Source organism: Qipengyuania aquimaris (assembly GCF_020171965.1).
GTDB classification, from domain to species: domain Bacteria; phylum Pseudomonadota; class Alphaproteobacteria; order Sphingomonadales; family Sphingomonadaceae; genus Qipengyuania; species Qipengyuania aquimaris_A.
The window spans coordinates 365,793-390,495 of sequence record NZ_JAIUZK010000002.1 but is presented as its reverse complement, the minus strand read 5'-3'; the positions used below and the strand labels follow the sequence as shown (position 1 = coordinate 390,495).

The following is a 24,703-nucleotide window of genomic DNA, read 5'->3' as shown; positions in this document are numbered from 1 at the left end:
CGCGATGGCCATAGCCTCCCTCGCCGATATCCGTTCCGCCAAGCGGCTGATCGTCAAGGTCGGCTCGGCCCTGCTGATCGAAAACGGCGAAGCGCGGCGCGACTGGCTGGCGACACTGGCGGGCGAACTGGCTGAACTGAGGGAGGCAGGCACCGAGATCATCGTCGTATCCTCGGGCGCGATTGCGCTGGGTGCCGCACGTCTGGGCCTGCCGAAGGGTGGCCGCGCAAGCCTTGCCGATGCACAGGCGGCGGCATCGGTCGGGCAGGTCGAATTGGCGCGGGTCTGGGGAGAGGCGCTGGCGGAACGTGGAATGCTCGCCGCGCAGATGCTGGTGACGCTGGGGGATCTCGAGGATCGCAGGCGCTATCTCAACGCCTCCGCAACGCTGCAGCGGCTCGTCGAAACCGGCGCGGTGCCGGTGGTGAACGAAAACGACAGCGTGGCGACCGAAGAAATCCGGTTCGGCGACAACGACCGACTGGCCGCCCGCGTGGCGCAGGCTGCAGGCGGGGATGCGGTCCTGCTGCTCTCCGACGTCGACGGGCTCTACGATCGCCACCCGAGCGAAGATGGCGCGCAGCTGATCGAAAAGGTCGAGGGCGTTTCACCCGAAGTCATCGCCATGGCGAGCACGGAATCGGGTTCGGGCATGGGCTCGGGCGGCATGGTGGCAAAGCTGCAAGCCGCGCGCATTGCCGAGCGCGCCGGTATCTGCCTCGCGATCATCAACGGCACGCACGACGCGCCGATCGGCAGGGCTCTGGACAGCGGGACCGGCACGCTCTTCACCGCACAGGGCGAGGAGAGCGCACGCAAGGCATGGCTGTCCGGCAGGCTTGCCCCGGCAGGCGTGCTGACCGTCGACCCCGGCTGTACCGCTGCACTCGCCAATGGCGCCAGCCTGCTTGCGGCAGGTCTCACGGCGGTGGAGGGCGATTTCCAGCGCGGCGACCTCGTGGCGATCCACGGCGCGAAGGGCGAACGGCTGGGTCAGGGCCTGGTCGAATACAGCGCCGCCGAATGCCGCCAGATCGTGGGCCTGCGCGAAGAAGAGCAGGCCGACAAACTCGGCTATGCGCCCCGCGCCGCCGTCGTCCATCGCGACCACATGGTCCGGGCATGATTGTCGCGCTGACAGGGGCCACCGGCTTCGTCGGCCGCGCAGTGCTCGACGGCGCGGGCGACCGGGAAATCACGGTTCGGGCGCTGACCCGCCGTTCACAGGACGAAATGGCAGGGGTGGACTGGATCGAGGGCAGCCTGTCCGACACCACATCTCTGGAAACACTCTGTGAAGGCGCCGACGCCGTCATTCACGTGGCAGGCCTCACCAACACCCCCGACCCCGCTGCTTTCCGCGAGGCGAATGTCGATGGAACCGTCCGCCTGATCGAGGCCGCCAAGGCCAAGAAGGTGAAGCGCTTCGTTTTCGTCTCCTCCCTCGCCGCACGCGAGCCGGGCCTGTCGGCCTACGGCGCGTCGAAGGCAGAAGCAGAAAAGCTGGTCGAGGCGAGCGGCCTCGACTGGACGACCGTGCGTCCGCCCGGCGTATATGGCCCGCGCGATGTCGATTATTTCGAGATGTTCCGCAGCGCGAAGTTCGGCTTCCTCCCCCTGCCCCCGCGCGGCGCCAGCTCGCTCATCCACGTCCACGACCTTGCGCGCCTCCTGCTCGACCTGGTCGATGCCTCACCCGCCCTGGTGAGGCGCAAGACCTTCGAACCCGACGACGGGCGCGAAGGCGGCTGGGGCCATGACGAACTGGCGAAAGCCATCGGGCAGGCCGTGGGACGCAGGGTCTTCGCCCCCCACCTCCCCAGGAACGTGCTGGAACTGGGCGCGAAGGCCGACAAGTTACTTCGCGGCGACAAGGCGCGCCTGACTGCCGACCGGGTCGGCTACATGACCCATCCGAACTGGGTTTCGCGCTCCGCAATGAAAGTGCCCGCCGCCGTTTGGGAGCCCTATATCGAAAGCCGCGACGGCCTGAAGATGACCGCGCAATGGTATCGCGAGGAAGGCTGGCTCTAGCCTGCTTGCTCCGGCGTCACGCACTCTTTCATCGCATAGGCTTCCGCGTAGGGCAGGTCCCAGCACCTGTCGAATGCCTCGAGCACGTTGAGGTTCGGCGGCCAGGCCATCATGAAACTCGATCCGTCCGGGCGCTTGAACGTCAGATTGTCGGGTGCAGGCACCTCTTTCAGCCGATCGATCGCGCGCGCCAGCATCTCGCGATCGCGTGACAGGAAGGCGATGCTCCCGTCGACATAGTGATTCCAGCCGAAATCGCGGTCCCATTCGGGCGATTTATAGGTCAGCTTGAACAGCGCGATCGCCTGCTCCGTCTGGCCGATTTCCGCGCGGAGCTGCCCCTCGTGCCAGTATAGAATGCTGGCATGGGCCCGCTTTTCGTGGCGCCAGTCGCGGATAAGTTCGGCGGCCTCTTCGCTGCAGCCGCGTTTCGCCAATACCCGCCATCCCCCTTCGAGGTCCTGATCGAACTCCTGCTGGGACAGAGCGAGCATTTTCTCGCGATCATAGGTGCAGTCGGGCGGAGAGGGCGTACCGGCGGCTTGCGCCAGTGCGAGAACGGATAGGAGGGCGATCGACATCGGAAGGAGCCTATCCGCACACAAAAGCAAGTCAACACGAGCTGGGTGACGCGCCCAAATCCGGGGAACGTTGCCACCCTCCACCCCCACCCCTAGTCTCGCGTCAGGGTTGCGAGTCGTGAGCGGAAATATCCGCCTTCATTCACGGGTCGCTGTGGAGGTCTTCATGAGAAAACTGATACTCGTCGCAAGCGCGGCGATCCTGGCAGGCTGTTCGCAGGCTGCCGAAGAAGAAGTCGTAGACGAACCGGTGGAAGAGCCCGCCATGGTGGACGAATCCGGCATCGCGGCGGACGGTCAGGCAACCCCGGGAATGTACCGCGTCACGTCTTCGGACGGCAACGTATACGACGAGGATGTTCGCGCCGATGGCACCTACACCCAGTCGCTCAATGGCGAAGTCGTCGAGACCGGCAGGTGGGACCAGAAGTCGCCGAGCCAGTACTGCTACACGGTCGATGAAGCCTATGTCGACGAAGACACTCCCGCCGGGGAGCAGTGCAATACCGAACAGATCGGCGAAGACGGCGTCTGGACATCGACCAATCCCGCCGGCGAGACGGCCGTGGTCGAACGCGTAGAAAGCTGAATTGAACCAATCGGGGCGCGGGGGACCTGTGCTTCGCGCCCTTTTTTCTTAGAGGAACGGTTCCTCGCCCGGCTTGTGGATGCCGCACTCCACCTTGTCCCAGCCACTCCATCGGCCCGCGCGCGGATCTTCGCCGGGCTTTACCTCGCGGGTACAGGGCGAGCAGCCGATCGAGGGGAAACCGCGTTCCACTAGCGGATGACGCGGTAGCTCGTGCTCTTCGAAATAGGCAGCGATGCGGTCCGCGTCCCAGTCGATCAGCGGGTTGATCTTCATCCGCCCCTGCGCATCAGAAGTGTCCACCTCGAAACGCGGCAGATTGGCGCGGGTGGTGGACTGGAACGCCTTGCGACCCGTGAGGCTCGCATCATAGCGCTCCAACGCCTTCTCCAGCGGGCGCACCTTGCGCAATTCGCAGCATCCGTCCGGGTCGTATGACCAGCGAAGGCCGGTTTCATCGCGCTTTTCGAGATCGGAAAGCTCGGGATAGAGATCGACCCGGTTGAGGCCGAGCAAATCCGTCAATTCGTCGCGATAGGCGAGCGTTTCGGGAAAATGCTTGCCCGTGTCGAGGAACAGGATCGGAATGCTGTCGTCGATCCGCGAGACGAGGTGCAGCAGCGCCGCACTTTCCGCACCAAAGCTGGAAACCAGGGCGATCTCGCCCACCAGATTGCCTTCGACCACCGCGCGCAGCCAGTCTTCGGTCTCGCTACCGCGAAACATGCGGTTCAGGCGGATCGCATCGTGATCCGTGAAGCGTGGCCCCGTATCGAGGCGGTCGATGGCGCGTGTCTCGTTCATGCGTGCCGCTTGGCCCAGATCGGCGTGCGGCTATCGGCGGCGGGCTGGTACACTTCCGGCCAGCGCGAGAGCGCGGTTTCGAGGTCTTCTTCGTTAAGGGCTGCGTCAGGCTCGAACGCGTCGAAGCCGCAGCGGCGCATATAAGCGACCTGGTCCACCAGCACATCGCCCACGGCGCGCAGTTCGCCCTCGTAGCCGGCCTCGCGCAGCAGGCGGGCGGAAGAATATCCGCGCCCGTCACCGAAGGCGGGGAAGTTCACTTCCACCAGCGCAAGGCGATCCAGATGCGGGATCAGTTCGCGCGCGTCGTCACCCGGTTCAACGCGAACGGCGCTGGCATTCGATTGGTCGAGAAAGGAATCGACCGTTACCGCCGCATGATCGACGGGCTCGTCTTCGCGATAGCGGATGAGCGTGTCGGTGTCGGAAACGAAGTCAGCCATAAAGGGCCTCCTTGAAGGGGGTCATGCCGATACGGCGGTATGTGTCGAGGAAGCGTTCGCCGTCCTGGCGCTCGCGCAGGTAGACGTCGGCAGCGGTTTCAACCGCGTCGACGATACCTGCTTCATCGAAGCCGGGGCCGGTGATCTTGGCGAGGCTCACGTCCTCCGCCTCGCTTCCGCCGAGCAGGAGCTGGTAGTTCTCGACGCCCTTCTTATCGACGCCCAAGATGCCGATGTGGCCGGCGTGATGGTGCCCGCAGGCGTTGATGCAGCCGGAGATCTTCAGCTTGAGCTGGCCGAGCGCCTCGGTCTTGCCATTAGCAGCAAAACGCTCCGAAATCTGCTGCGCGACCGGGATCGAGCGCGCATTGGCGAGGCTGCAATAGTCGAGGCCCGGGCAGGCGATGATGTCTTCGACGGTGTCGAGGTTCGGGCTGCCCAGTCCTGCTTCATCGAGAGCGGTCCACAGCGCGTGGAGATCGGCCTTGCGAACGTGCGGCAGGACGATGTTCTGCGTGTGCATCACGCGCAGTTCGTCGAAACTGTAATCGCGCGCGAGGTCCGCCATGAGGTGCATCTGCTCTGCCGTCGCATCGCCGGGAATGCCGCCTACCGGCTTCAGGCTGATGACGGCGGACACGTATCCGTCGGCCTTGTGTGCAACCGTATTGCGGTCGACCCAGAGGGCGAAATCGGGATCGGAGCGGTCGATCTCAGCAGGCAGGTCCGCTTCGAACAGCGGGTCCTCGAAGAATGTGCGGATGCGCTCGAGTTCGGCGAAGGGTGGCTCGACACCCTGTTCCAGCAAGTGCGCGAATTCCGCCTCGACCTGGCGCGTGTATTCTTCCGCGCCCATTTCGTGGACGAGTATCTTGATCCGCGCCTTGTACTTGTTGTCGCGGCGACCGTGCCGGTTGTAGACCCGCAGGCATGCCTCGGCATAGGTGACCAGCTGGTCGAGCGGGACGAAGGGGTTGATGCACGGCGCAATCATCGGCGTGCGGCCCATGCCCCCGCCGACGTAGAAGGCAGCGCCCAACTCGCCGTCCTGCTCCACGATCTGGATGCCGATGTCATGCAACCGCATGGCTGCACGATCGGTATCGCTGGCGATCACCGCAATCTTGAACTTGCGCGGCAGGTAACTGAATTCCGGGTGGAAACTCGACCACTGACGCAGCAGTTCGGCATATGGCCTCGGGTCGACCACCTCGTCCGCAGCAGCGCCCGCGAAATGGTCGGACGAGATGTTGCGGATGCAGTTCCCGCTGGTCTGGATCGCGTGCATTTCCACCTTGGCGAGGTCGGCCAGGATGTCGGCCGCATCTTCCAGCTTGATCCAGTTGTACTGGATGTTCTGGCGCGTGGTGAAATGCCCGTATCCGCGGTCGTATTTGTCCGCGATATCGGCCAGCGCGTGCATCTGCCGGCTGTCGAGCGTGCCATAGGGAATGGCGACGCGCAGCATATAGGCGTGCAATTGCAGGTAGAGACCGTTCATCAGCCGCAGCGGCTTGAACTGGTCTTCGGTCAGCTTCCCTTCCAGACGGCGGCGTGCCTGGTCGCGGAATTCCTCGACCCGGGCATCGACCATCTGCTGGTCGTATGAATCGTACTTATACATCAGATCACCCAGTTGCCGATGTCGGGATCGGCGGGTTTGAGAGTGAGATCGGGGCGCACCGTCGGGCCGATCGCGCGGACGCGGTCCTTGATGTGCGAAGGACGCGGGCTGCCCTCGTCCATCGTGGCATCGATCGCATAGGGCGCATTGACGCGGCGGGCGGATTCCTCGCGGCGGGCGATTTCATCCTCGCTGCCGGTCACATCGACGGCGTCTTCGACATGAAGCGACCAGTCGCTGCCGGTCCACCAGGTGACTGCCCCCGTCTTGAGGTCGTTGCCGGTCAATATCCTCATCGCGCAGCCTCCTGTGCAAGAGCCGCGAGCGAGAGATTATCGCGTGCCGTCACCTCGCCGATGACGATCAGCGCGGGGCTGACCACCTGTTCAGCTTCGACAAGGTCGGGAAGAGCAGCCAGCGGGCCGCGCAGCACGCGCATTTCGGGGCGCGCACCGTTCTCGATCACGGCCACCGGCATATCGGGCGCGAGGCCGTCTTCCATCAGCTTTTCGGCAATCTGCGGCGCGGTTTTCACACCCATGTAAATGACGAGCGTGCGACCCTTGCCGGCAAGTCCGGCCCAATCCTGGTCCTTCAGCCCCTTGCACTGGCCGGCGACGAAGCTGACGATCGAGGATGCATCGCGGTGGGTGAGCGCAATCTGTGACGCGGCCGCCGCGCCGTTGGCGGCACTGATGCCCGGGACGACCTCGACCGACACATTCGCCGCGCGGGCCGCTTCCGCTTCTTCACCGCCGCGCCCGAAAATGAAGGGATCGCCGCCCTTCAGGCGCACGACGTCCTCACCGGAGCGGGCAATGCGCACCAGCAGGTCGCAGATGTCTTCCTGCGCCATGGTATGCTTCGAACGCTGTTTCGCGACCGAGATCAGCTCGGCCTCGGGATGGGCGAGCGCCAGGATTGCAGGGTCGACGAGACCGTCGTGGACGATGATCCGCGCGCGATCGAGCAGGCGCGCAGCCCTCAGCGTCAGGAGGTCGGGATCGCCCGGCCCCGCGCCGACGAGATAGATGGTTCCGGTATTTGCCATGAGACAAAGATGCGCTGCATGGCTTTTGAGCGCCAATCAGAATGAGTGCGTGGGCAGGTAGCGCAGATTTTGAAATCAGCGCTGTGCGAGCGCAAAACTATTCTTTTGTAACCTGGTCGCCGCCGCTGCGGGCCATCATCATCTCGAACCAACGGTCGAGCTGGTCGCTCGAGCGGATGTGCAGGTCGCGCTGCGGGAACGGGATTTCGATGCCGTTTTCCTTGAACAGCCACCACAGCTTCTTGAGCACGGCACTGCGCACATTGCCGACCCCGTCTTCGGGATCCCTGATCCAGCAGTGGATCACGAAATTCACCGAATTGTCGCCATACTCGGACATCCACACCGTCGGCGGCGGCGCTTTGAGGACCCGGTCGCTTGCCCTGGCGGCTTCGAGCATGAGCTCTTCGGCCAGCTTCATATCGGCCTCGTAGCTGACGCCCACCGGCACCTGCATCCGCACGTTCTTTGAAGAGTAGGACCAGTTTTCGACCTGGTTGATCATCAGGTTTTCGTTCGGGATGAGGTATTCGCGCTGGTCGCGGGTCGTCACGGAAACCGCGCGCACGCCGATCTTGCGGATCTGGCCGAAACTTTCATTGCCAGCCATGTCGGTGACGGCAATCACGTCGCCCGGCTTGATCGACTTGTCCATCAACAGGATGATTCCCGCGATCAAATTACCGAAGGTCTTCTGGAGACCGAAACCGATGGCGAGGCCGAAGGCACCGGAGAACACCGCCAGCGCGGTCAGGTCGATGCCGAGCAGGTCGATGCCTAGGAAAAACGCCGCCGCCCAGATGGCGATGGTAACGATCTTTTCGACCAGCAATTGCTGCGTGTCGTCCAGCCGGTGGATGCGGCGCACCAGCCGCCGGGACAATTTGCTGATGAACCACGCGAAGGCGATCACCCCGACGAGGATCGTGGCGACGATCAGCACGTCGAACAGCGAAATGCGCATGTCGCCGAAACTCAGCGCCAGGGAATCGAGCGTGTCGACGATCGACCCGACCGTGGCGCTCTTCTCGCTGACCGCCTCCTTGATACCTTCCGATGCGGCCACGGCGGTCTCTTCCGGCGCGGGTTCGGCCAGGGACCACGCCTGCTCTACCGTGTCGGCTTGCGGGGTTTCGCTGCTTGCGGGTGGTGTATCGCCCTGCACGACTATCCTTTATCCATTGCCACGAAGGCCTGATCGAGATCGGCGATCAGGTCGTCTGCATCTTCGAGACCGATCGATAGGCGAATTCCGCAGCTATCGCCAATCCCCCAATCTTCCTTGGGCCAATCCATCACGCTGCGCACGCTCGGCACGTCGAACGGCAGGGCAAGACTTTCGAAGCCGCCCCAACTGTAGCCGATGCCGAACAGCTCCAGCGCATCGATCAGGCGGACCCTTGCCGCATCGTCGCGGTCCTTGAGGACGAAGCTGAACAGGCCGCAGCCGCCGGTGAAATCGCGTTCGTATAGGTCATGACCCGGCGATCCGGGCAGGACGGGGCACAGCACCTGCGCCACGTCGCCGCGCGCTTCGAGCCATTTTGCAATCTTGAGGGCAGTCGCGGTTTCGCGTTCCAGCCGCACACCCATTGTCCTCAGCCCCCTCAGTGCGAGGGCGGCATCGTCGGGCGATACGACGTGGCCGAGCTGCTGGGCCGTCATGCGCAGGCGGCGATACCAGCGCTCGCCCGCGCTGGCCGAACCCATCATCAAATCTGAATGGCCGCCGACGTGCTTTGTCAGCGCCATGATCGCTATGTCGCAGCCGCTCTCCAGCGCCGGGAAACCGAGCGATGTCGCCCAGGTGTTGTCCATCAGGCTGACCGCACCCTGATCCCTCGCAATCGCGGCGAGCGCGGGAATATCGCATAGCTCCATTGTCAGGCTGCCGGGGTTTTCCAGCATGACCGCCTTGGTCCGGTCGCAGAACTTTTCTGTAAAACCATCAAGATCGAGCGGGTCGAAGAACCGGTGCTCGACACCGAAACGCTTGAGCAGGCCCATGGCGGTATTGCGGGTCGGGTCATAGGCGTTGTCGGTAACGAGCAGGACATCGCCTGCCTTCAGCACCGCCATCAGCGCCCCGACGATGGCCGCAACGCCGCTGGGGTAGAGGACCGTGCCATGGGCGCCCGGCTCAAGCTCGGTCAGCGCGTCCGACAGTGCCCATTGCGTCGGCGCGCCGCGCCTGCCGTAGAAGAAGCGCCCGTCCTCATTCGCCTTCGGCCCTTCGCGCAGCGCGGCGCAATCGGGGTAGAGATGCGTGCTGGCCCGCCAGACCGGCGGATTGACCACATGCTGGGCGAAATCGCCCGTCCGCCCCGTCGTCACCAGGCGTGTGCCCTTGCCCTGCTTTCCCTTGGAGCCCGCCATGGTCAGCCAGCCGAGCCCTTGGCCTTGGGCGTATCGGGATCGGCGCCCCACTCCATCCAGCTGCCATCGTACAGCGCGACATTGTCCTTGCCCGCAACTTCCAGTGCGAACAGCAGGACGCAAGCAGTCATGCCGCTATTGCAGCTCGTGATGACCGGCTTGTCGAGGTCGACGCCTGCGCTTTCGAAGATGCCGCCTATCTCATCGGCGCTGCGGTAAGTGCCGTCCTCGTTCAGCAGCCGCGAAAAATGGACATTGACCGCACCCGGAATATGTCCCTCCGAACCGCTGCCCTCTTCACCCGCAAATCGCGCCGCATCGCGGGCATCGACAAGCTGGGCCTCGCCATTCTCGATAGCGTCGAGAATATCCTGCTTGCCGCGCACATCGCGCCGCATATGCTGCTCCGGATAATCGCGCGGGGCATGGGCGGGATTGCCCTCTTCTACCTCTCGACCCTCGGCGATCCACTTGGCCAGCCCGCCGTCGAGCACGGCCACATTGGGCTCGCCCGCGTGGTCGAAGAGGAACCAGGCCCGGGCCGCGCTGCGGATATCGCTGTCGTCATAAAGGACGATGCGCGCACCGTGTGCGACACCAAGCTCGCGCATCCGGTCGGCGAACTGCTCTGCGGTGGGCACGGCCTTCGGGACACTGGAAGCGGGATCGGTAAGCGTGGCGAGGTCGAGATACCGCGCACCGGGAATATGCCGCTGCCCGAACTCCGCCAGTGCATCCCGGCAGCTATCCGGCAGGTGCATGGTCGCATCGAGGATTATTACGTCATCGGCACCGATGCGCGCGGCGAGCCATTCTGTCGAAACAAGCTTGTCCATCACCCCGTGCTAGCGCGCAGGCGCAAGGCTGTCGACGTCAGTCGAGGGCGCGGGCCGCAATCGGGCTCCAGCTGCGCGGCCCTTCGTCGAGCCGGAACGGGGCGACACGCCCGCCATTCGCCTCGCCCTGCCCGATGACAAAGGTCCGGACCGTGGGCTCGCCCTTCGCATTGCTTACTTTCAGCCGCAGGAGCGGGATCAGCAGCGCCATCTGCCCCTGCCGCACCGCATGGACATTCGCGAGCGGGAGCTGGATCTTGCCTTCGTACCGCACGCTTTGGCCGGGCGCGATCCGGTCGAAGACGTGCTGCTGGGGCAGTTCCTGTCCGGGCGATGCAACCTGCTGTTCAACCGGCAGGTTTCCATGCGCGGAGACGAGGTCGCCCAAGACCGACACGCCGGACATGGCCGAGGTCGCACGGTTCAGCACGCTGACCCGGTAGTCGAGCGTTGCATTCGCAAAGGAAAGCGTCAGCTTTATCGCTTCGACCTTGAGCTGCACGGGCTTGGCGACCGGTGCGGCAGCGGGCGCCTGCTTGGGCGCCACGACGGGTCGCTCGATCCTTGGGGGCGGCGCGCTCGCGCGCTTGCGCTGCCAGGCAAAGAACGCGAGGCCCATGGCAATCAGTCCCGCCAGCGCTGCAAGGATGATCGGCCAGGGAAACCTCTCCGTGTCCTGCGCGGCCACATCCTCGACCGGCTCGTCTGGCGCGATCGGTTCGAGTGCGGGCGGAGATATCGAGCCGGGAGGATCGATCGCGGTGTCCGTTGCAGGCGAAGCCGGTTCCGGAACAGTATCCTGCGGGGCATCTGCTGCCGGACTTGCCGGGCGCGCCGGTCCCACAGCCGGGGTCTGCTGAGGAACGCGGCGCGGCGCGGTTTCCAGGACGGGCTCTGCAGCAATCGTCGGAGTGGGCGTCGACGCGCCCTGAGGCGCCGGGGTTGGTTGCTGGGTCGGCGCGGGCGTGGGCCGCGCGGTTTCGATCACCCGCGGACGGGTCGTGACAGGCGCTTCGTCATCCACCGGGCCCTGCACCTGCGGCGTGGGCGTCGGGGTCGGGTTCGACGGCGGGAGCTGGAAATCCTGTACGCGCTGCGCCGCTGCAGAAGCAGGCAGGGCAAGCAGGAGGGCAGCAAGAAGAGGGGTAGAACGCATATTCATGGTAACGGCCGGTCTGGTCGGGGAGGCGCGCTGAATAGGCGGTGAAGGATGCGCATCCAAGCCCCCTCCTTGCGCCGGGACGACATTCGCGGCAGATGCGCGGCATGAGCGACACACCGACACCCAAGTTCCTTGGCGAGAACAGCCCCCTGCCCACTTCTCCCGAAGAGGCAGAACTCGATTACGTGCCCAACCCGCGTGCGGGCCAGCTTTACCTGGTCCGGTTCGCAGCGCCGGAATTCACCTCGCTGTGCCCGGTAACCGGCCAGCCCGACTTCGCGCATCTCGTGATCGACTATGCGCCGGGCGAAACGATCGTGGAATCGAAGAGCCTGAAGCTTTTCCTCGGTTCCTTCCGCAATCACAACGGCTTTCACGAGGATGTGACGGTCGGCATCGGCCAGCGACTGTTCGATGAAATGAAGCCGCGTTGGCTTCGCATCGGCGGATATTGGTATCCGCGCGGCGGCATCCCGATCGACGTCTTCTGGCAGAGCGGTGCCCCGCCTGCCGACCTTTGGCTTCCAGATCAGGGCGTCTCGTCCTATCGTGGCCGCGGATAGGGAGAAATTGCGATGATTGCGAAGCTGCCGAAAACCGCCCTCTGGCTGGCCGTAGGGCTGGTCCTGTGGTTTGCCGCTGCCGTCTTCGGACCGAAGTTTGGGCTGATCGACTGGCGCTTTGCATTGGGCACGATGGTGCGGGAGTGGGGACCGATCCTGATCGGCATCACGGCGCTGGTGGCCGTCATCGCACTTGTTGCGATTCTCTGGAAAGGCCCGCGCGGCCAATGGTGGAAGGCTGCCCTCGCGCTTGCCATTCCCGCCGCCTTGATGGGTGGCCTCGCTTCGGTCGCAACCACCGCCGAAAGCGTTCCGCCGATCCACGACGTCGCCACCGACGTCAGCGATCCGCCACAGTTCACCGAATGGACCCGCGAAAAACGGGCCCAGGTATCGGCCAATCCGCTCAACGATTATGCCACACCGCTCGGCGAATTGGACGCCTGGAGCGATATGGACAGCCCGCTTGCCTCCCAATCGCACGCACAGATCATCGCCGAAAGCTACCCCGACCTCGCCACGATTCCCTATTCGGGCGATGCAAGCGATGCGATGGTCGCAGTCTCGCTCGCCATGGAAGATATCGGGCTTTCCGATGTGACCAGCGATGTCGACGGCGGACGGGTCGAAGGCGTGGCGGAAACCTTCCTGTTCGGGTTCAAGGACGATGTGGTCGCCCGCGTGCGCGATGGCGAGATCGACCTGCGCTCGGTCAGCCGCGTCGGCCTGTCGGACCTTGGCTACAACGCGGCGCGCCTGCGCGAATTGTCGGAAGCGATCGAAAACCGCCTCAGTGAGTGAACCGGTCGATCCAGCGCCGGTCCAGCCAGTCCTTGAGCTTGCGCAACCAGCGACCCTTCAGCGCAATTCGTCCGTAGCTTACGATGGCCTCTCCGCGACCCGTATTGAACAGGTAGAAATCCATTCCCCTGCCGCGATAGGTGTTCGTCGGTGCCTGCCCATTCAAGGCGCGGCGCAGATTGTCCGCAAGCACCGGTCCCGCGTAAACTGCATGGACGCCTGAATGCGGCAGTCCCCGGTCGGTGCGGCGCGCGACGTCTCCGGCCGCGAAGATAGTAGGGTGGCTGCAGGAGCGCTGGTAACGGTCGACCTCGATGAAGCCGTCCTCGTCGACAGCCAGCCCGCTTTCTCGCGGCCAGTCCGGCGCTCCGCTGCCGATCGCGGCGACGACAAGTTCCGGCGGTTTCAACTCATGCCCGGCAACACACAGGCCTTCGTCCTCGAAGGAGGCGTCGGCCTCGATCAGCCTGATGGCCTGCGCGGCCAGTTCTGCCCGCGCCCTGCGCCGTACTGAGGGCGCGTGATCGGGTAACAGTCCGCCCTTTCCGGAAATCAGGGTAACGTGCGTCTTCTTCGGCATGGGCGCATTGGCGAAGCCGAAAGCAAGCTCCAGCCCGCCTGCCCCGCCTCCCACGACAGCAATACGGCGCGGCGTTGCAGCGCCATCACGCAGGTCGCGCCATCGGTCGACGAACCGATCGATGGGACGAATATCGAGGAGGCGCGGATCATCTCCAAGGACGCGCCTCGCACGGCCAGCTCCACCCACAGCGATTGAACAGATGTCGAAGGCGATCTGTGTGCCATCGTCCAGCAGGACCGTCCGCCCGGAAGCGTCGATCCCCCTGGCCGAGGCCCGGATCCAATCGATCCCGGCCTCTTCGACCAGCGGGTGCAGAGGAATCATCGCTTCGCTTGCGCGGTACTCCCCCGCCAGCCAGCCGGGAATCATGCCGGAATAGTGCATCGCCTTGCGCGGCTCGACGATGACAACCCTCTCACAGGGCAAACCGTTCTTGCGGATATCGTCGATGACGCCGAGGTGCGCGTGTCCGGCGCCAATCAGCAAAAGGGTCTTGCCGCTCATTCCGGCGGTCTACCGCCAATCGCCCGCCAGCGGAACTGCGGCATCGTTCAGTTGCGGATTTTCCAGCCCGACTTGAGTACCAGATAGACCGCAAAGGCGAGCAGCAGGTTGAATATGCCAAGGCCGATCGCGCCGTTCACGACGGCTTCGTTGGTATCGCCGATGTCGCTCTTGCCTAGGAAGCCGAAGCGAAAACCGCTGATCACGTAGAAGAACGGGTTGAGACGGCTGATCGTCTGGAACACGGGCGCGAGGTTGTCGATCAGGTAGAAGGTGCCCGACAGCAGGCTGAGCGGTGCGATCACGAAATTGCTGACGGCAGCGTTGTGGTCGAACTTTTCCGCCCAGATCGATGCGAGCAGTCCGAGCAGCGCCAGCATGACGGCGCCCATGAGGCCGAACCAGACCACCGCCCAAGGATGCGCAAGCGACAAATCGACACCGGGATAGAATGCCATGGCCAGCGCGACCGCACCGCCGACGAAGATCGCTCGGGTTACCGCTGCAGCGACGATACCGCCCATCAGTTCGCCTTCCGACAGGGGCGGCATGAGGAGGTCGATGATCGTGCCCTGGATCTTGCCCGACAGGAGCGAAAAGCTGGAATTGGCGAAGGCATTCTGCATCATGCCCATGACGATGAGACCCGGCGCAACGAAGGTGGCGAAGTTCACGCCCAGCACTTCACGCCCCTCGCGGCCCATCGCGACGGTGAAAATGACCAGAAAGAGGAAGGTCGATACGCCCGGAGCCCAGATCGTCTGCGTCTGGACCTTGAGAAAACGCCGAACCTCCTTAATATAGAGACTCCATAACCCGATGCGGTTGATCCCGGTAATCACCGGTTCTCCGCGAGCGGGAAAACGACCCTTCCTCCCGGCATTATTCTCGGTGAACGAAGCATCGCCTTGCGGCACGGCGGGAGTGGCGGGTTGGACTTGATCGGCCATGGGCGTGCGCCTAGGGCCAAGCATCCCGGCTGGCAAGCTACGTCGGGCCATGTAAGGAATACGGATTAGGTATGAGCTGGACCGACGAACGGATCGCGACGCTGAAGAAGATGTGGGAAGGCGGCTCCACCGCCAGCCAGATCGCAGAGGAACTCGGCGGCGTCAGCCGCAACGCGGTAATCGGCAAGGCGCACCGCCTCGGCCTCAAATCCCGGCCCTCGCCCGTGAAAAGCGGCGAGAAGAAAAAAGCTGCCAAGCCGGCTCCCAAGCCTGCGCCGAAGAAGGCTGCACCACGGGCGGCTGCAAAACCGGCCAAGCCTGCAGCGCCTGCACCGGCGCCCAAGCCTGCTGCAACTGCCGCACGTTCGGACACAACGCCTTCGCAGCCGCTGCCCAACAAGACGCCCGACCTGCCCAAGATCGTGTCGGTCGGACCGGGCGGCTTCCTGCGCCAGGGCCCCGGCGACCAGCAGCCGCCGATCCCGCCCGCGCCACCGCGCCGACTGGTTCCGGCAAAACCCGATCCGTCGATCGCGGACAAGACCAGCCTGCTGGACCTGTCCGACAAGGTCTGCCGCTGGCCCATGGGCCACCCGGGCGAACCCGATTTCCACTTCTGCGGCGAAGCGGTGAACCCCGGCTTCCCCTATTGCGTCGAGCATTGCGGACGGGCCTACCAGGCACAGCTGCCCCGTGGTGCACGCCGTCCCCCTCCGCCCCTTCCCTTTGGGGGCCCGCGCGTCCGCTAAGCGGGTTGGCCAAAGTCTAAAGAGCTGAATTTCGCGAAGAATGGTAGATATCCGCCATTTTTCGCGAAATCTTTCCTCGGCTTAAACCATATCGATTGACCACCCTGTCACCTCTTCCTGCGAAAAGGGGAGTGTGTCCTATGTTAACGGACACGTTCGAGGACAAGGATCGTCATGGATTGGGCAAGCGCGTCATTCGGCGCCTTTATGGGAATAGCGATAGTGGTCAGCGTAACCTCGCTGGCCCTCTATCCCTTTGTCCGCCGCAGCTATCTCTTGTGGTGTTCGCTCCGCATCGCCTGTTTCGCAGCGATGACCATTGCGCTGCTGTCTTTCGGCCCCGGCGAGAGCCTGTTTGCGGGACTGGATAACCTGGCGCTTGGCGAAGTCGCGCTTGCGCTAGGCGTCGCATGCACCGGACCGTTCTTTGCCACCTACGTGGAACAGCATATCGATCTGGCGCACCATCGCCGGCATCTTTGGTACATCCTGCCACTCGGCATCTTCGCCGCAGGAGCGACCCTGCTGGGCGGAAGCTGGCCCATTTTCCACCAGTTGCACGATTTCGCCCTACTTGCCGCGACCTTCCTGCTCGGCAATAGCCTGTTTGCGGCTATCCGCCGGAACAGCCGCGTTGCAAAAATCCAGGCGATCGTATGGGGACCGCTCGTCCTGCTGGGTGTGTGCGCCTTTGCTTATGAATTCTTTGCCCGCGCAACCATCCCGCAATGGCCGCGCCTGGTGCTGGGCGCGCTGTCCTTCGACCTGATCATCACCTTCCTGGGGATCATGAACGGCTTCGGCCGGGTGAAGCTCGAACGCGACCGTGCGCTGGCCAACATCGAGGCAGCCGAACAGATGATGCTGATCGATCCCCTGACGAATATCGCCAATCGCCGTGGTCTCGAACAGCATTTCGCTTTCGATACCGCGCGCCACCCCGCGGGGCTGGCGATCATCGATTGCGATCACTTCAAGCGCGTCAATGACACCTTCGGTCACGAGGTCGGCGATCGCGTACTTGTGGCAGCAGCACAGGCGATACGGTCCGACGATGTCTTCGCGGCGCGCCTTGGCGGTGAGGAATTCATCATCCTCATCTATTCCGACGATTGGGAAAACACGGCCGAGAAAGCGCGCCAGCGCATTACGCAGGCCGTCAGGGCGGCCGTTCCGGACATGAAACTGCCGGTCACCGCCAGTGCCGGTCTTACCGCCCTTTCGCGGACCGATGCGCTTTCGGTGGCCATGAACCGCGCCGACAAGGCCCTTTACGCCGCCAAGGAAGCAGGCCGCGACCGGAGCGTTTCGATCGCAGAATTCCAGCCGGAAAGCGCCCCTCTTTCGCAGGTCGCTTGATGCGTTGACCCCGCCTAGCGCTTGCGGGCGAACCAGATCGTGTGATGCGGGCCCTTGTTATTCGGGCGAGCCCTCACACGGCGCTCCTCCACTTCGAAGCCCGCCTCCTTGAGCCTGCGGGTGAACTTGTAATCGGGCGCCGCCGACCAGACCGCGAGAATGCCCCCGGACCGCAAGGCGTCTCGAGCCTTGCCAAGCCCCGTCGTAGAATAAAGCCGTTGGTTGCCATCGCGCACGATGCCGTCGGGCCCGTTATCGACATCCAGCAGGATCGCATCCCACTTGTCGCAGGTCCCGTCATTCGCATCGTCTATCAGCGCGGCGACATCGCACAGGACCACGTCCCCGCGCGGGTCGGACAGCGTGTCTCCCGTCAATTCCGCGAGCGGACCCTGCGCCCATTCGAGGATTTCCGGGACGACTTCCGCCACGACGATCTCGGCACCCTCGCTCGCCTTCTCCAGCGCCTTGCGGAAGGTGAAGCCCATGCCATAGCCACCGATCAGCACGCGTGGATTGGCACGATCAAGCTCGGCAAGGGTCAGCTCTGCCAGCTGTTCTTCGCTGAACTGCATGCGCGTGCCCATCAGTTCGTCGCGCCCGACCATGATGATGAAGTCGCGACCATGACTTATCAGGGTCAGCGTTTCTCCATTGGGCACTTCGGCAGTGGCGACGGTTTCGCGCGGCAGCATCGGGATCTCCAGCAGGTGTTGACCGCCCCGATAGCGGCTAAGCCTCGCCTGCGATAGCTAGCCGGTGACTTCGATGCGACCTGTGGTTTTAAGAGGGGCGACTCGCGCGTTGTGCTGCGGCGCCATCCTGACCTGACGATAGCAAATCCCGCCAGCACACGAAAAAAGGGCCGCAGGTTTCCCCGCGGCCCCTCTTCAATCGGCTGGTGCCGGATCAGTCCTTGAGGAAGTCAGGGACGTGGGCTTCGCCGCCACCGTCCTTGTTTCCGCCGTCCCGGTCGCCGCGATCGCGACGGGGGCCACCACGGCCGCCACGACGATCGCCGCCACGACCACCACCGCCGCCACGCGGGCCACGGTCACCGCGCGGTTCGCGCGGCGGGCGGGTGTCTTCCAGCTCTTCACCGGTTTCCTGGTCGACGACCCGCATCGACAGGCGAACCTTGCCGCGGTTGTCGATCTCGAGGACCTTGACCTTGACCTCCTGGCCTTCCGACACGACGTCGGTCGGCTTTTCAACGCGCTCGTTCTTCATTTCGCTGACGTGGACGAGACCGTCCTTGCCGCCCATGAAGTTCACGAATGCGCCGAAGTCGACGATGTTAACGACCTTGCCGGTGTAGATCTTGCCGACTTCCGCCTCTTCGACGATGCCTTCGATCCACTTCTTCGCGGCTTCGATCTCGTCGGCGTTGGAGGAGCTGATCTTGATCACGCCTTCATCGTCGATGTCGACCTTGGCACCGGTCTCTGCGACGATTTCGCGAATGACCTTGCCGCCCGTGCCGATAACGTCGCGGATCTTCGACTTGTCGATCTGCATCGTTTCGATACGCGGAGCGTGCTTGGACACTTCACCACGAGCCGAACCCAGGGCCTTCTGCATTTCGCCCAGGATGTGCGCGCGACCTTCGCTGGCCTGCGCCAGTGCGGTCTTCATGATCTCCTGCGTGATGCCGGCGACCTTGATGTCCATCTGGAGCGAGGTGATGCCCTTCTCCGAACCGGCAACCTTGAAGTCCATGTCGCCGAGGTGATCTTCGTCACCCAGGATGTCCGACAGGACGGCGAAGTCGTCGCCTTCGAGGATGAGGCCCATCGCGATACCCGAAACCGGGCGTTCGATCGGCACACCGGCGTCCATCATCGACAGACAGCCGCCGCACACGGTCGCCATCGAGGACGAGCCGTTGGATTCGGTGATGTCCGACAGGATGCGGATGGTGTACGGGAAGTCTTCATGATCGGGCAGGACCGGGTGCAGCGCGCGCCACGCGAGCTTGCCGTGACCGGTTTCGCGGCGGCTGGTGAAGCCGAAGCGACCCACTTCACCGACCGAATAGGGCGGGAAGTTATAGTGCAGCATGAAGTGGTTGTACGACAGGCCTTCGAGGCCGTCGATCATCTGCTCGGCATCCTTGGTGCCAAGCGTGGTGGTGCAGATCGCCTGCGTTTCACCGCGCGTGAACAGGGCCGAACCGTGGGTACGGGGCAGCAGGCCGACCATCGCCTCGATCGGGCGAACTTCGTTCAGCTTGCGGCCGTCGATGCGCTGGCCGTCCTTGAGGATGGCGCCGCGAACGATTTCCGATTCCAGCTTCTTGACCGCCTTGTTGGCGACCATCTGCGTCTGCGGTTCTTCGTCGGCGAAGGCTTCTTTGGCCTTTTCGCGGGCGGCGTTGAGCGCATCCGAACGCTCCGACTTGTTGGTCAGCTTGTACGCAGCAGCGATGTCGTCGCCGACGATGCCGCGCAGCTTTTCCTTGATCGCCGAGGTATCGTCCGAGGTGTCGATTTCCCACGGATCCTTGGCGGCCTGTTCGGCCAGATCGATGATCGCACCGATGACCTTGCGGCTTTCCTCATGCGCGAACATGACGGCGCCGAGCATTTCCTCTTCGGTCAGTTCCTTGGCTTCGGATTCGACCATCATCACCGCGTCCTGCGTCGCAGCGACGACGAGGTCGAGACGACCGTCTTCGCCAAGCGCATCGCCCAGGCTCGGGTTGAGGATGTATTCGCCATCGTTCGAGAAACCGACGCGTGCAGCGCCGATCGGGCCCATGAAGGGTACGCCCGAGATGGTCAGTGCAGCCGAAGCGGCGATCATCGCAACGATATCGGGTTCGGTCTCGCCGTCATAGGACAGGACCTGGGCGATGACGTTGATTTCGTTGTAGAAGCCTTCCGGGAAGAGCGGACGCACGGGGCGGTCGATCAGGCGGGAAGTCAGCGTTTCCTTCTCCGTGGCGCGGCCTTCGCGCTTGAAGAAGCCACCCGGGATACGGCCCGCGGCGGAGAATTTTTCCTGGTAGTGGACGGTCAGCGGGAAGAAGTCCTGCCCTTCGCGTACACTCTTGGCGGCGGTCACGGCGCACAGCACCACGGTTTCGCCATAGGTGGCCAGAACGGCGCCGTCAGCCTGACGGGCGATCTGACCGGTTTCGAGAGTGAGGGTTTTTCCGCCCCATTCAATCGATACGGTTTTCTTGTCGAACATGTATTTTCCTTATGAACCCGCGGGCCGCCATATTGCGGAGCGGGGCCTACTTGTGCCGGGTATACCGTCCCGGTCCGGTGCGAGGCGTCATATACTGCCTCATTGAAGCTCCTGTGCCGGATTGCGCAGGAGGCCAAATGCGAAGAAGGGCGACCCTTGCCGAGCCGCCCTCCTCGAAACTCTTACTTACGAAGACCCAGCTTCGCGATCAGGGCGTTGTAACGCTCCACATCCTTCTTCTTGAGGTAGGCGAGGAGGTTACGGCGCTTGTTGACCATCATCAGAAGGCCGCGACGCGAGTGGTTGTCCTTGTGGTTGGCCTTGAAGTGATCCGTCAGGTTGCGGATACGTTCGGTCAGGATCGCGACCTGTACTTCGGGCGAGCCGGTGTCGCCGTCTGCCTGCGCGTTGTCCTTGATGATCTCTTGCTTCTTCTCGGCGGTAATCGTCATATTCATTCTACTCCGCGACATCCGGTAGGTTGAAGCCCCGGACGACCTTGGCCGTCCCTCCGATAAGTTCCACCAGCGCAACGGGAGTATCCTCCAGCTTCGCGAAATAGAGCCCGTCGGTGTGGGGCAGGTCCGACAATACCCGGCCCTGGCGGACCGCCTGCGCGCTGTCGGGATCGAGGGATAGAGCCGGGATGTCGTCCAGCCCCGCCTCTAGCGGCAGGAGTAGGTGTTCAAGAGGCGCGCCCTTAGCGATTTCCTCCAGCTTGTCCAGCGAAATCGCCTGATTTTCATGGAAGGGACCGGCCTTGACGCGCCTGAGATAGGTAACGTGACCGACAGTTCCAAGCGCACGCGCGATGTCCCGTGCAAGAGAGCGGATATATGTCCCTTTGGACACATGCGCTGTCAGCGTCACGGCATCAGCCAGTTCGAGCGGGGCCGCCACATCGTATGGGTCGGGACGCCCTGCGCTGGTCTGGAAAGCGGACTTCAGTTCCGGATCCTCGCGCTCTCCGGCCATCGTCAGGCTGTGAATCGTGACGCGGCGCGTCTTCATGTCCACTTCCTCCCCGGCTCGGGCGAGGTCGTAGGCGCGCTTGCCGTCGATCTTGAGGGCGGAATATTTCGGCGGAATCTGTTCGATCTCTCCGGTGAAGTGCTCAAGCACCGCAGCGATTGCGGCCATGGGCGGTCGGCGGTCGCTGCGCTGGATCACCTCGCCTTCGGTGTCGAGCGTGTCGGTCTCCTCGCCGAACTGGATGGTGAAATCGTAGATCTTGCTGGCATCGAGCATTCGTCCAGCCAGCTTGGTCGCCTCGCCGAGCGCGATCGGCAGCACGCCTTCAGCCAGCGGATCGAGCGTGCCGCCGTGGCCGACCTTCGGCTTGGCATGGCCGCCCTGACGCAGCACGCGCTTGACCATGCCCACGGCCTGCGTCGAACCAAGCCCGCGCGGCTTGTCGAGCACGATCCAGCCGTTCGGTGCGGGTTTTGCAGCGCTCATCAGGACAGCGCCAGTTCGACCGACTGTGCGATGCCCACGAAGAATTCCATGATCCACATGACCGGTGGCCAGATTGTCCTCTCGATCCACCGCGCATCAGGGAATATCCAGGCAGCTGCGATGATCACGAAGATCAGGGTCATCCCCAGCGCCTGGAGCTTCTGCCAGTGCCTCGCCCAGTTACGCGGCAAAAGGCCGCCAAGGATGTGCGAGCCGTCGAAAGGCGGAATGGGTAGGAGGTTGAACAGGGCAAGGAAGGTGTTGATGAGAATGAAATAGGTGAAGGCGGTCAGCGCCCATTCCGGCAATGACGATCCCCAATTGGTCGCGAAAGCCGCAGCAATCCCGACGACGATCGCGGCTAGGAAAGCGAGGGCAATGTTCATCCCGGGCCCGGCTGCTGCCACAGCCATCATGCCGTAGCGCGGATTGTCGAGGCGGCGGGGGTTCACCGGTACAGGCTTGGCCCAACCGAAAACGGGCCCGCCGAACAGCGCCAGCGCACCGGGAACGAGCAATGTGCCGACCGGATCGACATGGCGAACCGGGTTGAAGGATAGCCTGCGCTTCTCCTTGGCCGTGGGATCGCCCAGTGCCAGCGCCGCCCAGCCATGGGCGACCTCATGAAACACGATGGCGATTATCAGGCACGGGATCAGGATCGCCGCGAGAATGAGTGTTTCCGTCATCGAACCAAGATAGGGTGCAGAGCGCGCCTGCGCACCCCTATTGCCCCAGCGCCTGCGAAAAATGCTTGCGGCACATGGCAACGTAGCGGTCGTTGCCACCGATTTCGGTCTGCGCGCCCTCGCTCACCGCCTTGCCGTTTTCATCTACCCGCAGGTTCATCGTCGCCTTGCGCCCGCAATCGCAAACCGCCTTCATCTCGACGAGCTTGTCCGCAATGCCGAGCAGGGTAGCGGAGCCGGGAAACAATTCTCCCTGGAAATCCGTGCGCAGGCCGTAGCAAAGAACGGGAATGCCCGCCTCGTCGGCCAGTTTCGCCAATTGCCAGACCTGGTCGGGGGTGAGGAATTGCGCCTCGTCCACCAGCACACAGGCAAGCGGCGTTTCGGCATGTTCGGCCAGGACGTGCGCCGCGATGTCGGTCTGCTGCTCGAAGCGGTTGGCATCGCTCGCCAGGCCGATCCGGCTGGAAATCGCGCCGAAGCCCGGCCGGTCGTCGAGTGCGGCGGTCCACAAAGATACCCGCATTCCGCGTTCGCCATAATTGAACGCGGTCTGGAGCAAGGTCGAGCTCTTCCCTGCGTTCATGCTGGCAAAATAGAAATACAGCTTGGCCATGGGCCAGCCCTAGCGCGCACAGCCATAGCTGTTAAGGAGACCGTCAGACAGGATTGGGGATGACGCCCCGACAACACGCACAAGATAAGCGACGGGGATTTCGATGGCAGAGGCGAGCACCGCATCCAATAGGCAGACAGGCATCCTGGGATGGGTAGAGCGAACGGGCAACAAACTGCCTGATCCGGTTTTCATCTTCTTCTACCTCATCATCGCGCTGGTCGTCATATCGGTGATCGCCGCCGTTAGCGGCGTTTCGGCCCAGCACCCGACCGCGCTGGACGAGAATACGGGCGGCGCGCTGGTCATCGAGGCGGTCAGCCTGTTGTCGCCGGACAATATCCAGCGGCTCTGGGTCGAAATGCCCAAGACATTCACGCACTTCCACCCGCTTGGTTATGTCCTTGTCGTCATGCTCGGCGCAGGCGTTGCCGAACGCTCCGGCTTCTTTGCCGCCGGCATGTCCAAGGCGGTGAAAAGCGCTCCCAAGGCCCTGCTGACCCCGGTTGTGGCTCTGGTCGCAATGATCGGCAATCACGCTGCCGACGCAGGCTATGTGGTCCTTATCCCGCTCGCCGGTATCCTGTTTGCGGCTGCCGGACGCCATCCTCTTGCCGGTATTGCGGCCGCATTCGCCGGTGTTTCGGGCGGTTTCTCCGCCAATGTCTCGCCCGGTCAGCTCGATGCGCTGCTGTTCGGTATTACGGAGGAAGCCGTCGGCGCCAGCGCACTCGACCCGACATGGACAGCCAACATCGCCGGTAACTGGTACTTCATCGTGGCGATGACCGTGCTTTACCTGCCGATCATCTGGTACGTGACCGACAAGGTCATCGAACCGCGCCTGGGTGCCTGGACCAAGGGCGCGGTTGCGGGTGCGGATGAAGATGCGCCCGTCGAAGTCGACGAGGAAAAGGCCAGCAAGGGCCTGCGCGCAGCAGGTCTTGCAGCGCTGTTCGTGGTTGGCCTGTGGGTGCTGATGGTCTTTGCCCCCGGCACCCCGCTGGTCGACGAGGCCGCTTGCGAAGGAATTCCGGCAGCCGATTGTTCGATCCACACGGAACTGCGTCCGCTTTACCAGTCGCTCGTAGCAGGCTTCTTCCTGCTCTTCCTGCTGACCGGCTGGGCCTATGGCCGCGCTGCGGGCACGATCAAGGACCACCGCGACCTGGTGAACATGATGGCGGAAAGCATGAAGGACATGGGCTATTACCTCGTCCTCGCCTTCGCTGCCGCGCATTTCGTCGCAATGTTCGGCTGGTCCAACCTCGGCCTTATTACCGCCGTCCACGGCGCTGCGGGGATCGAGAGCACGGGCCTGCCCCTGCCACTAGTCCTCGGCCTCATGGTGATCTTCGCGGGCCTGCTGAACCTCTTCGTCGGTTCGGCCAGTGCGAAATGGGCGCTGCTCGCCCCGATCCTCGTGCCGATGCTCATGCTGCTTGGCATCAGCCCCGAAGGCGCGACCGCGGCCTACCGCGTGGGCGATAGTGCGACGAACATCATCACGCCGCTGATGGTCTACTTCCCGCTGATCCTGGTTTTCGCCCAGCGCTGGGTGAAAGACTTCGGCCTCGGCAGCCTGACCGCGATGATGCTGCCCTATTCGGTATGGCTGCTGATCTCGGGCGTCGTGCTGATCGTGGGCTGGTTCTATCTCGGCATCCCGCTCGGGCCCGATGCACCGGTCGGCTACACCCTGCCCTCGGCGGCGGCCCCGGCAATCATGCAGTAAG

The 24,703-nt window shown here is 63.5% G+C and carries 26 protein-coding genes; 8 read left to right on the top strand and 18 right to left on the bottom strand.

The features are described 5' to 3' along the window. Positions 1-4 precede the first annotated feature (4 nt). Both proB and LCM24_RS09520 read left to right on the top strand, forming a co-directional pair. The gene (gene proB / locus LCM24_RS09525; protein WP_224803809.1) at positions 5-1,126 is read left to right on the top strand and encodes a glutamate 5-kinase; all 1,122 of its coding nucleotides are present in this window, start codon (positions 5-7) and stop codon (positions 1,124-1,126) included. Then, positions 1,123-2,034, top strand: coding sequence for an NAD-dependent epimerase/dehydratase family protein (locus LCM24_RS09520; RefSeq protein WP_224803807.1), 912 nt, complete (start codon positions 1,123-1,125; stop codon positions 2,032-2,034). Before proB ends, LCM24_RS09520 begins: the two co-directional genes overlap by 4 nt. Here LCM24_RS09520 and LCM24_RS09515 read toward each other — a convergent pair. Further along, positions 2,031-2,615 (bottom strand): hypothetical protein, encoded by a 585-nt coding sequence (locus tag LCM24_RS09515; protein WP_224803805.1) that lies wholly within the window; start codon positions 2,613-2,615, stop codon positions 2,031-2,033. The genes LCM24_RS09520 and LCM24_RS09515 overlap by 4 nt on opposite strands. Before the next feature lie 166 nt (positions 2,616-2,781). On the opposite strand from LCM24_RS09515, the gene LCM24_RS09510 reads away from it, so the two are divergent. Further along, positions 2,782-3,204, top strand: coding sequence for a hypothetical protein (locus tag LCM24_RS09510; RefSeq protein WP_224803803.1), 423 nt, complete (start codon positions 2,782-2,784; stop codon positions 3,202-3,204). Positions 3,205-3,252: 48 nt separating this feature from the next. On the opposite strand, the gene LCM24_RS09505 is transcribed toward LCM24_RS09510, so the two are convergent. The 9 genes from LCM24_RS09505 to LCM24_RS09465 all read right to left on the bottom strand — a co-directional run bounded on the left by LCM24_RS09505 (position 3,253) and on the right by LCM24_RS09465 (position 11,500). Beyond that, positions 3,253-4,008, bottom strand: coding sequence for a phosphoadenylyl-sulfate reductase (locus tag LCM24_RS09505; protein ID WP_224803801.1), 756 nt, complete (start codon positions 4,006-4,008; stop codon positions 3,253-3,255). Continuing rightward, a complete protein-coding gene (locus LCM24_RS09500; protein WP_224803799.1) occupies positions 4,005-4,451 on the bottom strand; it encodes a DUF934 domain-containing protein in 447 nt (148 codons plus the stop codon). Before LCM24_RS09500 ends, LCM24_RS09505 begins: the two co-directional genes overlap by 4 nt. Beyond that, positions 4,444-6,075, bottom strand: a complete 1,632-nt coding sequence (locus LCM24_RS09495) for a nitrite/sulfite reductase (RefSeq protein WP_224803798.1) — start codon at positions 6,073-6,075, stop codon at positions 4,444-4,446. Before LCM24_RS09495 ends, LCM24_RS09500 begins: the two co-directional genes overlap by 8 nt. Further along, positions 6,075-6,371 (bottom strand): DUF2849 domain-containing protein, encoded by a 297-nt coding sequence (locus LCM24_RS09490; protein ID WP_090481934.1) that lies wholly within the window; start codon positions 6,369-6,371, stop codon positions 6,075-6,077. The genes LCM24_RS09495 and LCM24_RS09490 overlap by 1 nt, the downstream gene beginning before the upstream one ends. After that, the gene (cobA, locus tag LCM24_RS09485; RefSeq protein ID WP_224803796.1) at positions 6,368-7,126 is read right to left on the bottom strand and encodes a uroporphyrinogen-III C-methyltransferase; all 759 of its coding nucleotides are present in this window, start codon (positions 7,124-7,126) and stop codon (positions 6,368-6,370) included. Before cobA ends, LCM24_RS09490 begins: the two co-directional genes overlap by 4 nt. 97 nt (positions 7,127-7,223) lie before the next feature. Then, positions 7,224-8,291: a mechanosensitive ion channel family protein gene (locus tag LCM24_RS09480; RefSeq protein WP_224803794.1), complete on the bottom strand. Its 1,068-nt coding sequence runs from the start codon at positions 8,289-8,291 to the stop codon at positions 7,224-7,226. Positions 8,292-8,293: 2 nt separating this feature from the next. Beyond that, on the bottom strand, positions 8,294-9,502 hold the full coding sequence (gene metC, locus LCM24_RS09475) for a cystathionine beta-lyase (protein ID WP_224803792.1): 1,209 nt from the start codon (positions 9,500-9,502) through the stop codon (positions 8,294-8,296). A 2-nt stretch (positions 9,503-9,504) separates the two neighbouring features. Continuing rightward, positions 9,505-10,338, bottom strand: coding sequence for a sulfurtransferase (locus LCM24_RS09470; protein WP_224803790.1), 834 nt, complete (start codon positions 10,336-10,338; stop codon positions 9,505-9,507). 37 nt (positions 10,339-10,375) lie between these two features. After that, positions 10,376-11,500: a hypothetical protein gene (locus tag LCM24_RS09465; RefSeq protein ID WP_224803788.1), complete on the bottom strand. Its 1,125-nt coding sequence runs from the start codon at positions 11,498-11,500 to the stop codon at positions 10,376-10,378. 104 nt (positions 11,501-11,604) lie between these two features. Between LCM24_RS09465 and queF the strand changes: the two genes are divergently transcribed. Continuing rightward, positions 11,605-12,063: a preQ(1) synthase gene (gene queF, locus LCM24_RS09460; protein WP_090482756.1), complete on the top strand. Its 459-nt coding sequence runs from the start codon at positions 11,605-11,607 to the stop codon at positions 12,061-12,063. A 12-nt stretch (positions 12,064-12,075) separates the two neighbouring features. Continuing rightward, the gene (locus LCM24_RS09455) at positions 12,076-12,864 is read left to right on the top strand and encodes a DUF1499 domain-containing protein (RefSeq protein ID WP_224803786.1); all 789 of its coding nucleotides are present in this window, start codon (positions 12,076-12,078) and stop codon (positions 12,862-12,864) included. On the opposite strand, the gene LCM24_RS09450 is transcribed toward LCM24_RS09455, so the two are convergent. Together LCM24_RS09450 and LCM24_RS09445 are read right to left on the bottom strand one after the other, a co-directional pair. Next, a complete protein-coding gene (locus LCM24_RS09450; protein WP_224803785.1) occupies positions 12,854-13,951 on the bottom strand; it encodes an FAD-dependent oxidoreductase in 1,098 nt (365 codons plus the stop codon). The two genes, LCM24_RS09455 and LCM24_RS09450, sit on opposite strands and share 11 nt — an antisense overlap. Positions 13,952-13,998: 47 nt before the next feature. Beyond that, on the bottom strand, positions 13,999-14,901 hold the full coding sequence (locus tag LCM24_RS09445; RefSeq protein WP_224803784.1) for an ABC transporter permease: 903 nt from the start codon (positions 14,899-14,901) through the stop codon (positions 13,999-14,001). A 71-nt stretch (positions 14,902-14,972) separates the two neighbouring features. On the opposite strand from LCM24_RS09445, the gene LCM24_RS09440 reads away from it, so the two are divergent. Both LCM24_RS09440 and LCM24_RS09435 read left to right on the top strand, forming a co-directional pair. Then, positions 14,973-15,650 carry a GcrA family cell cycle regulator gene (locus tag LCM24_RS09440; RefSeq protein WP_224803783.1) on the top strand — a complete coding sequence of 226 codons (678 nt, stop codon included), beginning with the start codon at positions 14,973-14,975 and terminating at the stop codon, positions 15,648-15,650. Between the two features lie 174 nt (positions 15,651-15,824). Beyond that, positions 15,825-17,009 carry a sensor domain-containing diguanylate cyclase gene (locus tag LCM24_RS09435; protein WP_224803782.1) on the top strand — a complete coding sequence of 395 codons (1,185 nt, stop codon included), beginning with the start codon at positions 15,825-15,827 and terminating at the stop codon, positions 17,007-17,009. Positions 17,010-17,023: 14 nt separating this feature from the next. Here the strand turns inward: LCM24_RS09435 and LCM24_RS09430 are convergent, their stop codons facing one another. The 6 genes from LCM24_RS09430 to LCM24_RS09405 form a co-directional block, all read right to left on the bottom strand. Further along, positions 17,024-17,704 carry a spermidine synthase gene (locus LCM24_RS09430; RefSeq protein WP_224803781.1) on the bottom strand — a complete coding sequence of 227 codons (681 nt, stop codon included), beginning with the start codon at positions 17,702-17,704 and terminating at the stop codon, positions 17,024-17,026. A 214-nt stretch (positions 17,705-17,918) separates the two neighbouring features. Continuing rightward, on the bottom strand, positions 17,919-20,204 hold the full coding sequence (gene pnp / locus LCM24_RS09425; RefSeq protein ID WP_224803780.1) for a polyribonucleotide nucleotidyltransferase: 2,286 nt from the start codon (positions 20,202-20,204) through the stop codon (positions 17,919-17,921). Positions 20,205-20,386: 182 nt separating this feature from the next. After that, on the bottom strand, positions 20,387-20,656 hold the full coding sequence (rpsO, locus tag LCM24_RS09420; RefSeq protein ID WP_090482753.1) for a 30S ribosomal protein S15: 270 nt from the start codon (positions 20,654-20,656) through the stop codon (positions 20,387-20,389). A gap of 7 nt (positions 20,657-20,663) precedes the next feature. Then, complete coding sequence (truB, locus tag LCM24_RS09415; protein WP_224803779.1) at positions 20,664-21,662, bottom strand: tRNA pseudouridine(55) synthase TruB; 999 nt, start codon at positions 21,660-21,662, stop codon at positions 20,664-20,666. After that, entirely contained in the window at positions 21,662-22,351 is a 690-nt protein-coding gene (locus tag LCM24_RS09410; protein WP_224803778.1) for a site-2 protease family protein, read from the bottom strand. Before LCM24_RS09410 ends, truB begins: the two co-directional genes overlap by 1 nt. Before the next feature lie 37 nt (positions 22,352-22,388). Next, a complete protein-coding gene (locus LCM24_RS09405) occupies positions 22,389-22,967 on the bottom strand; it encodes a thymidine kinase (RefSeq protein ID WP_224803777.1) in 579 nt (192 codons plus the stop codon). Positions 22,968-23,070: 103 nt separating this feature from the next. On the opposite strand from LCM24_RS09405, the gene LCM24_RS09400 reads away from it, so the two are divergent. Then, on the top strand, positions 23,071-24,702 hold the full coding sequence (locus LCM24_RS09400) for an AbgT family transporter (protein ID WP_224803776.1): 1,632 nt from the start codon (positions 23,071-23,073) through the stop codon (positions 24,700-24,702). The last annotated feature ends 1 nt before the right edge of the window (position 24,703 follow it).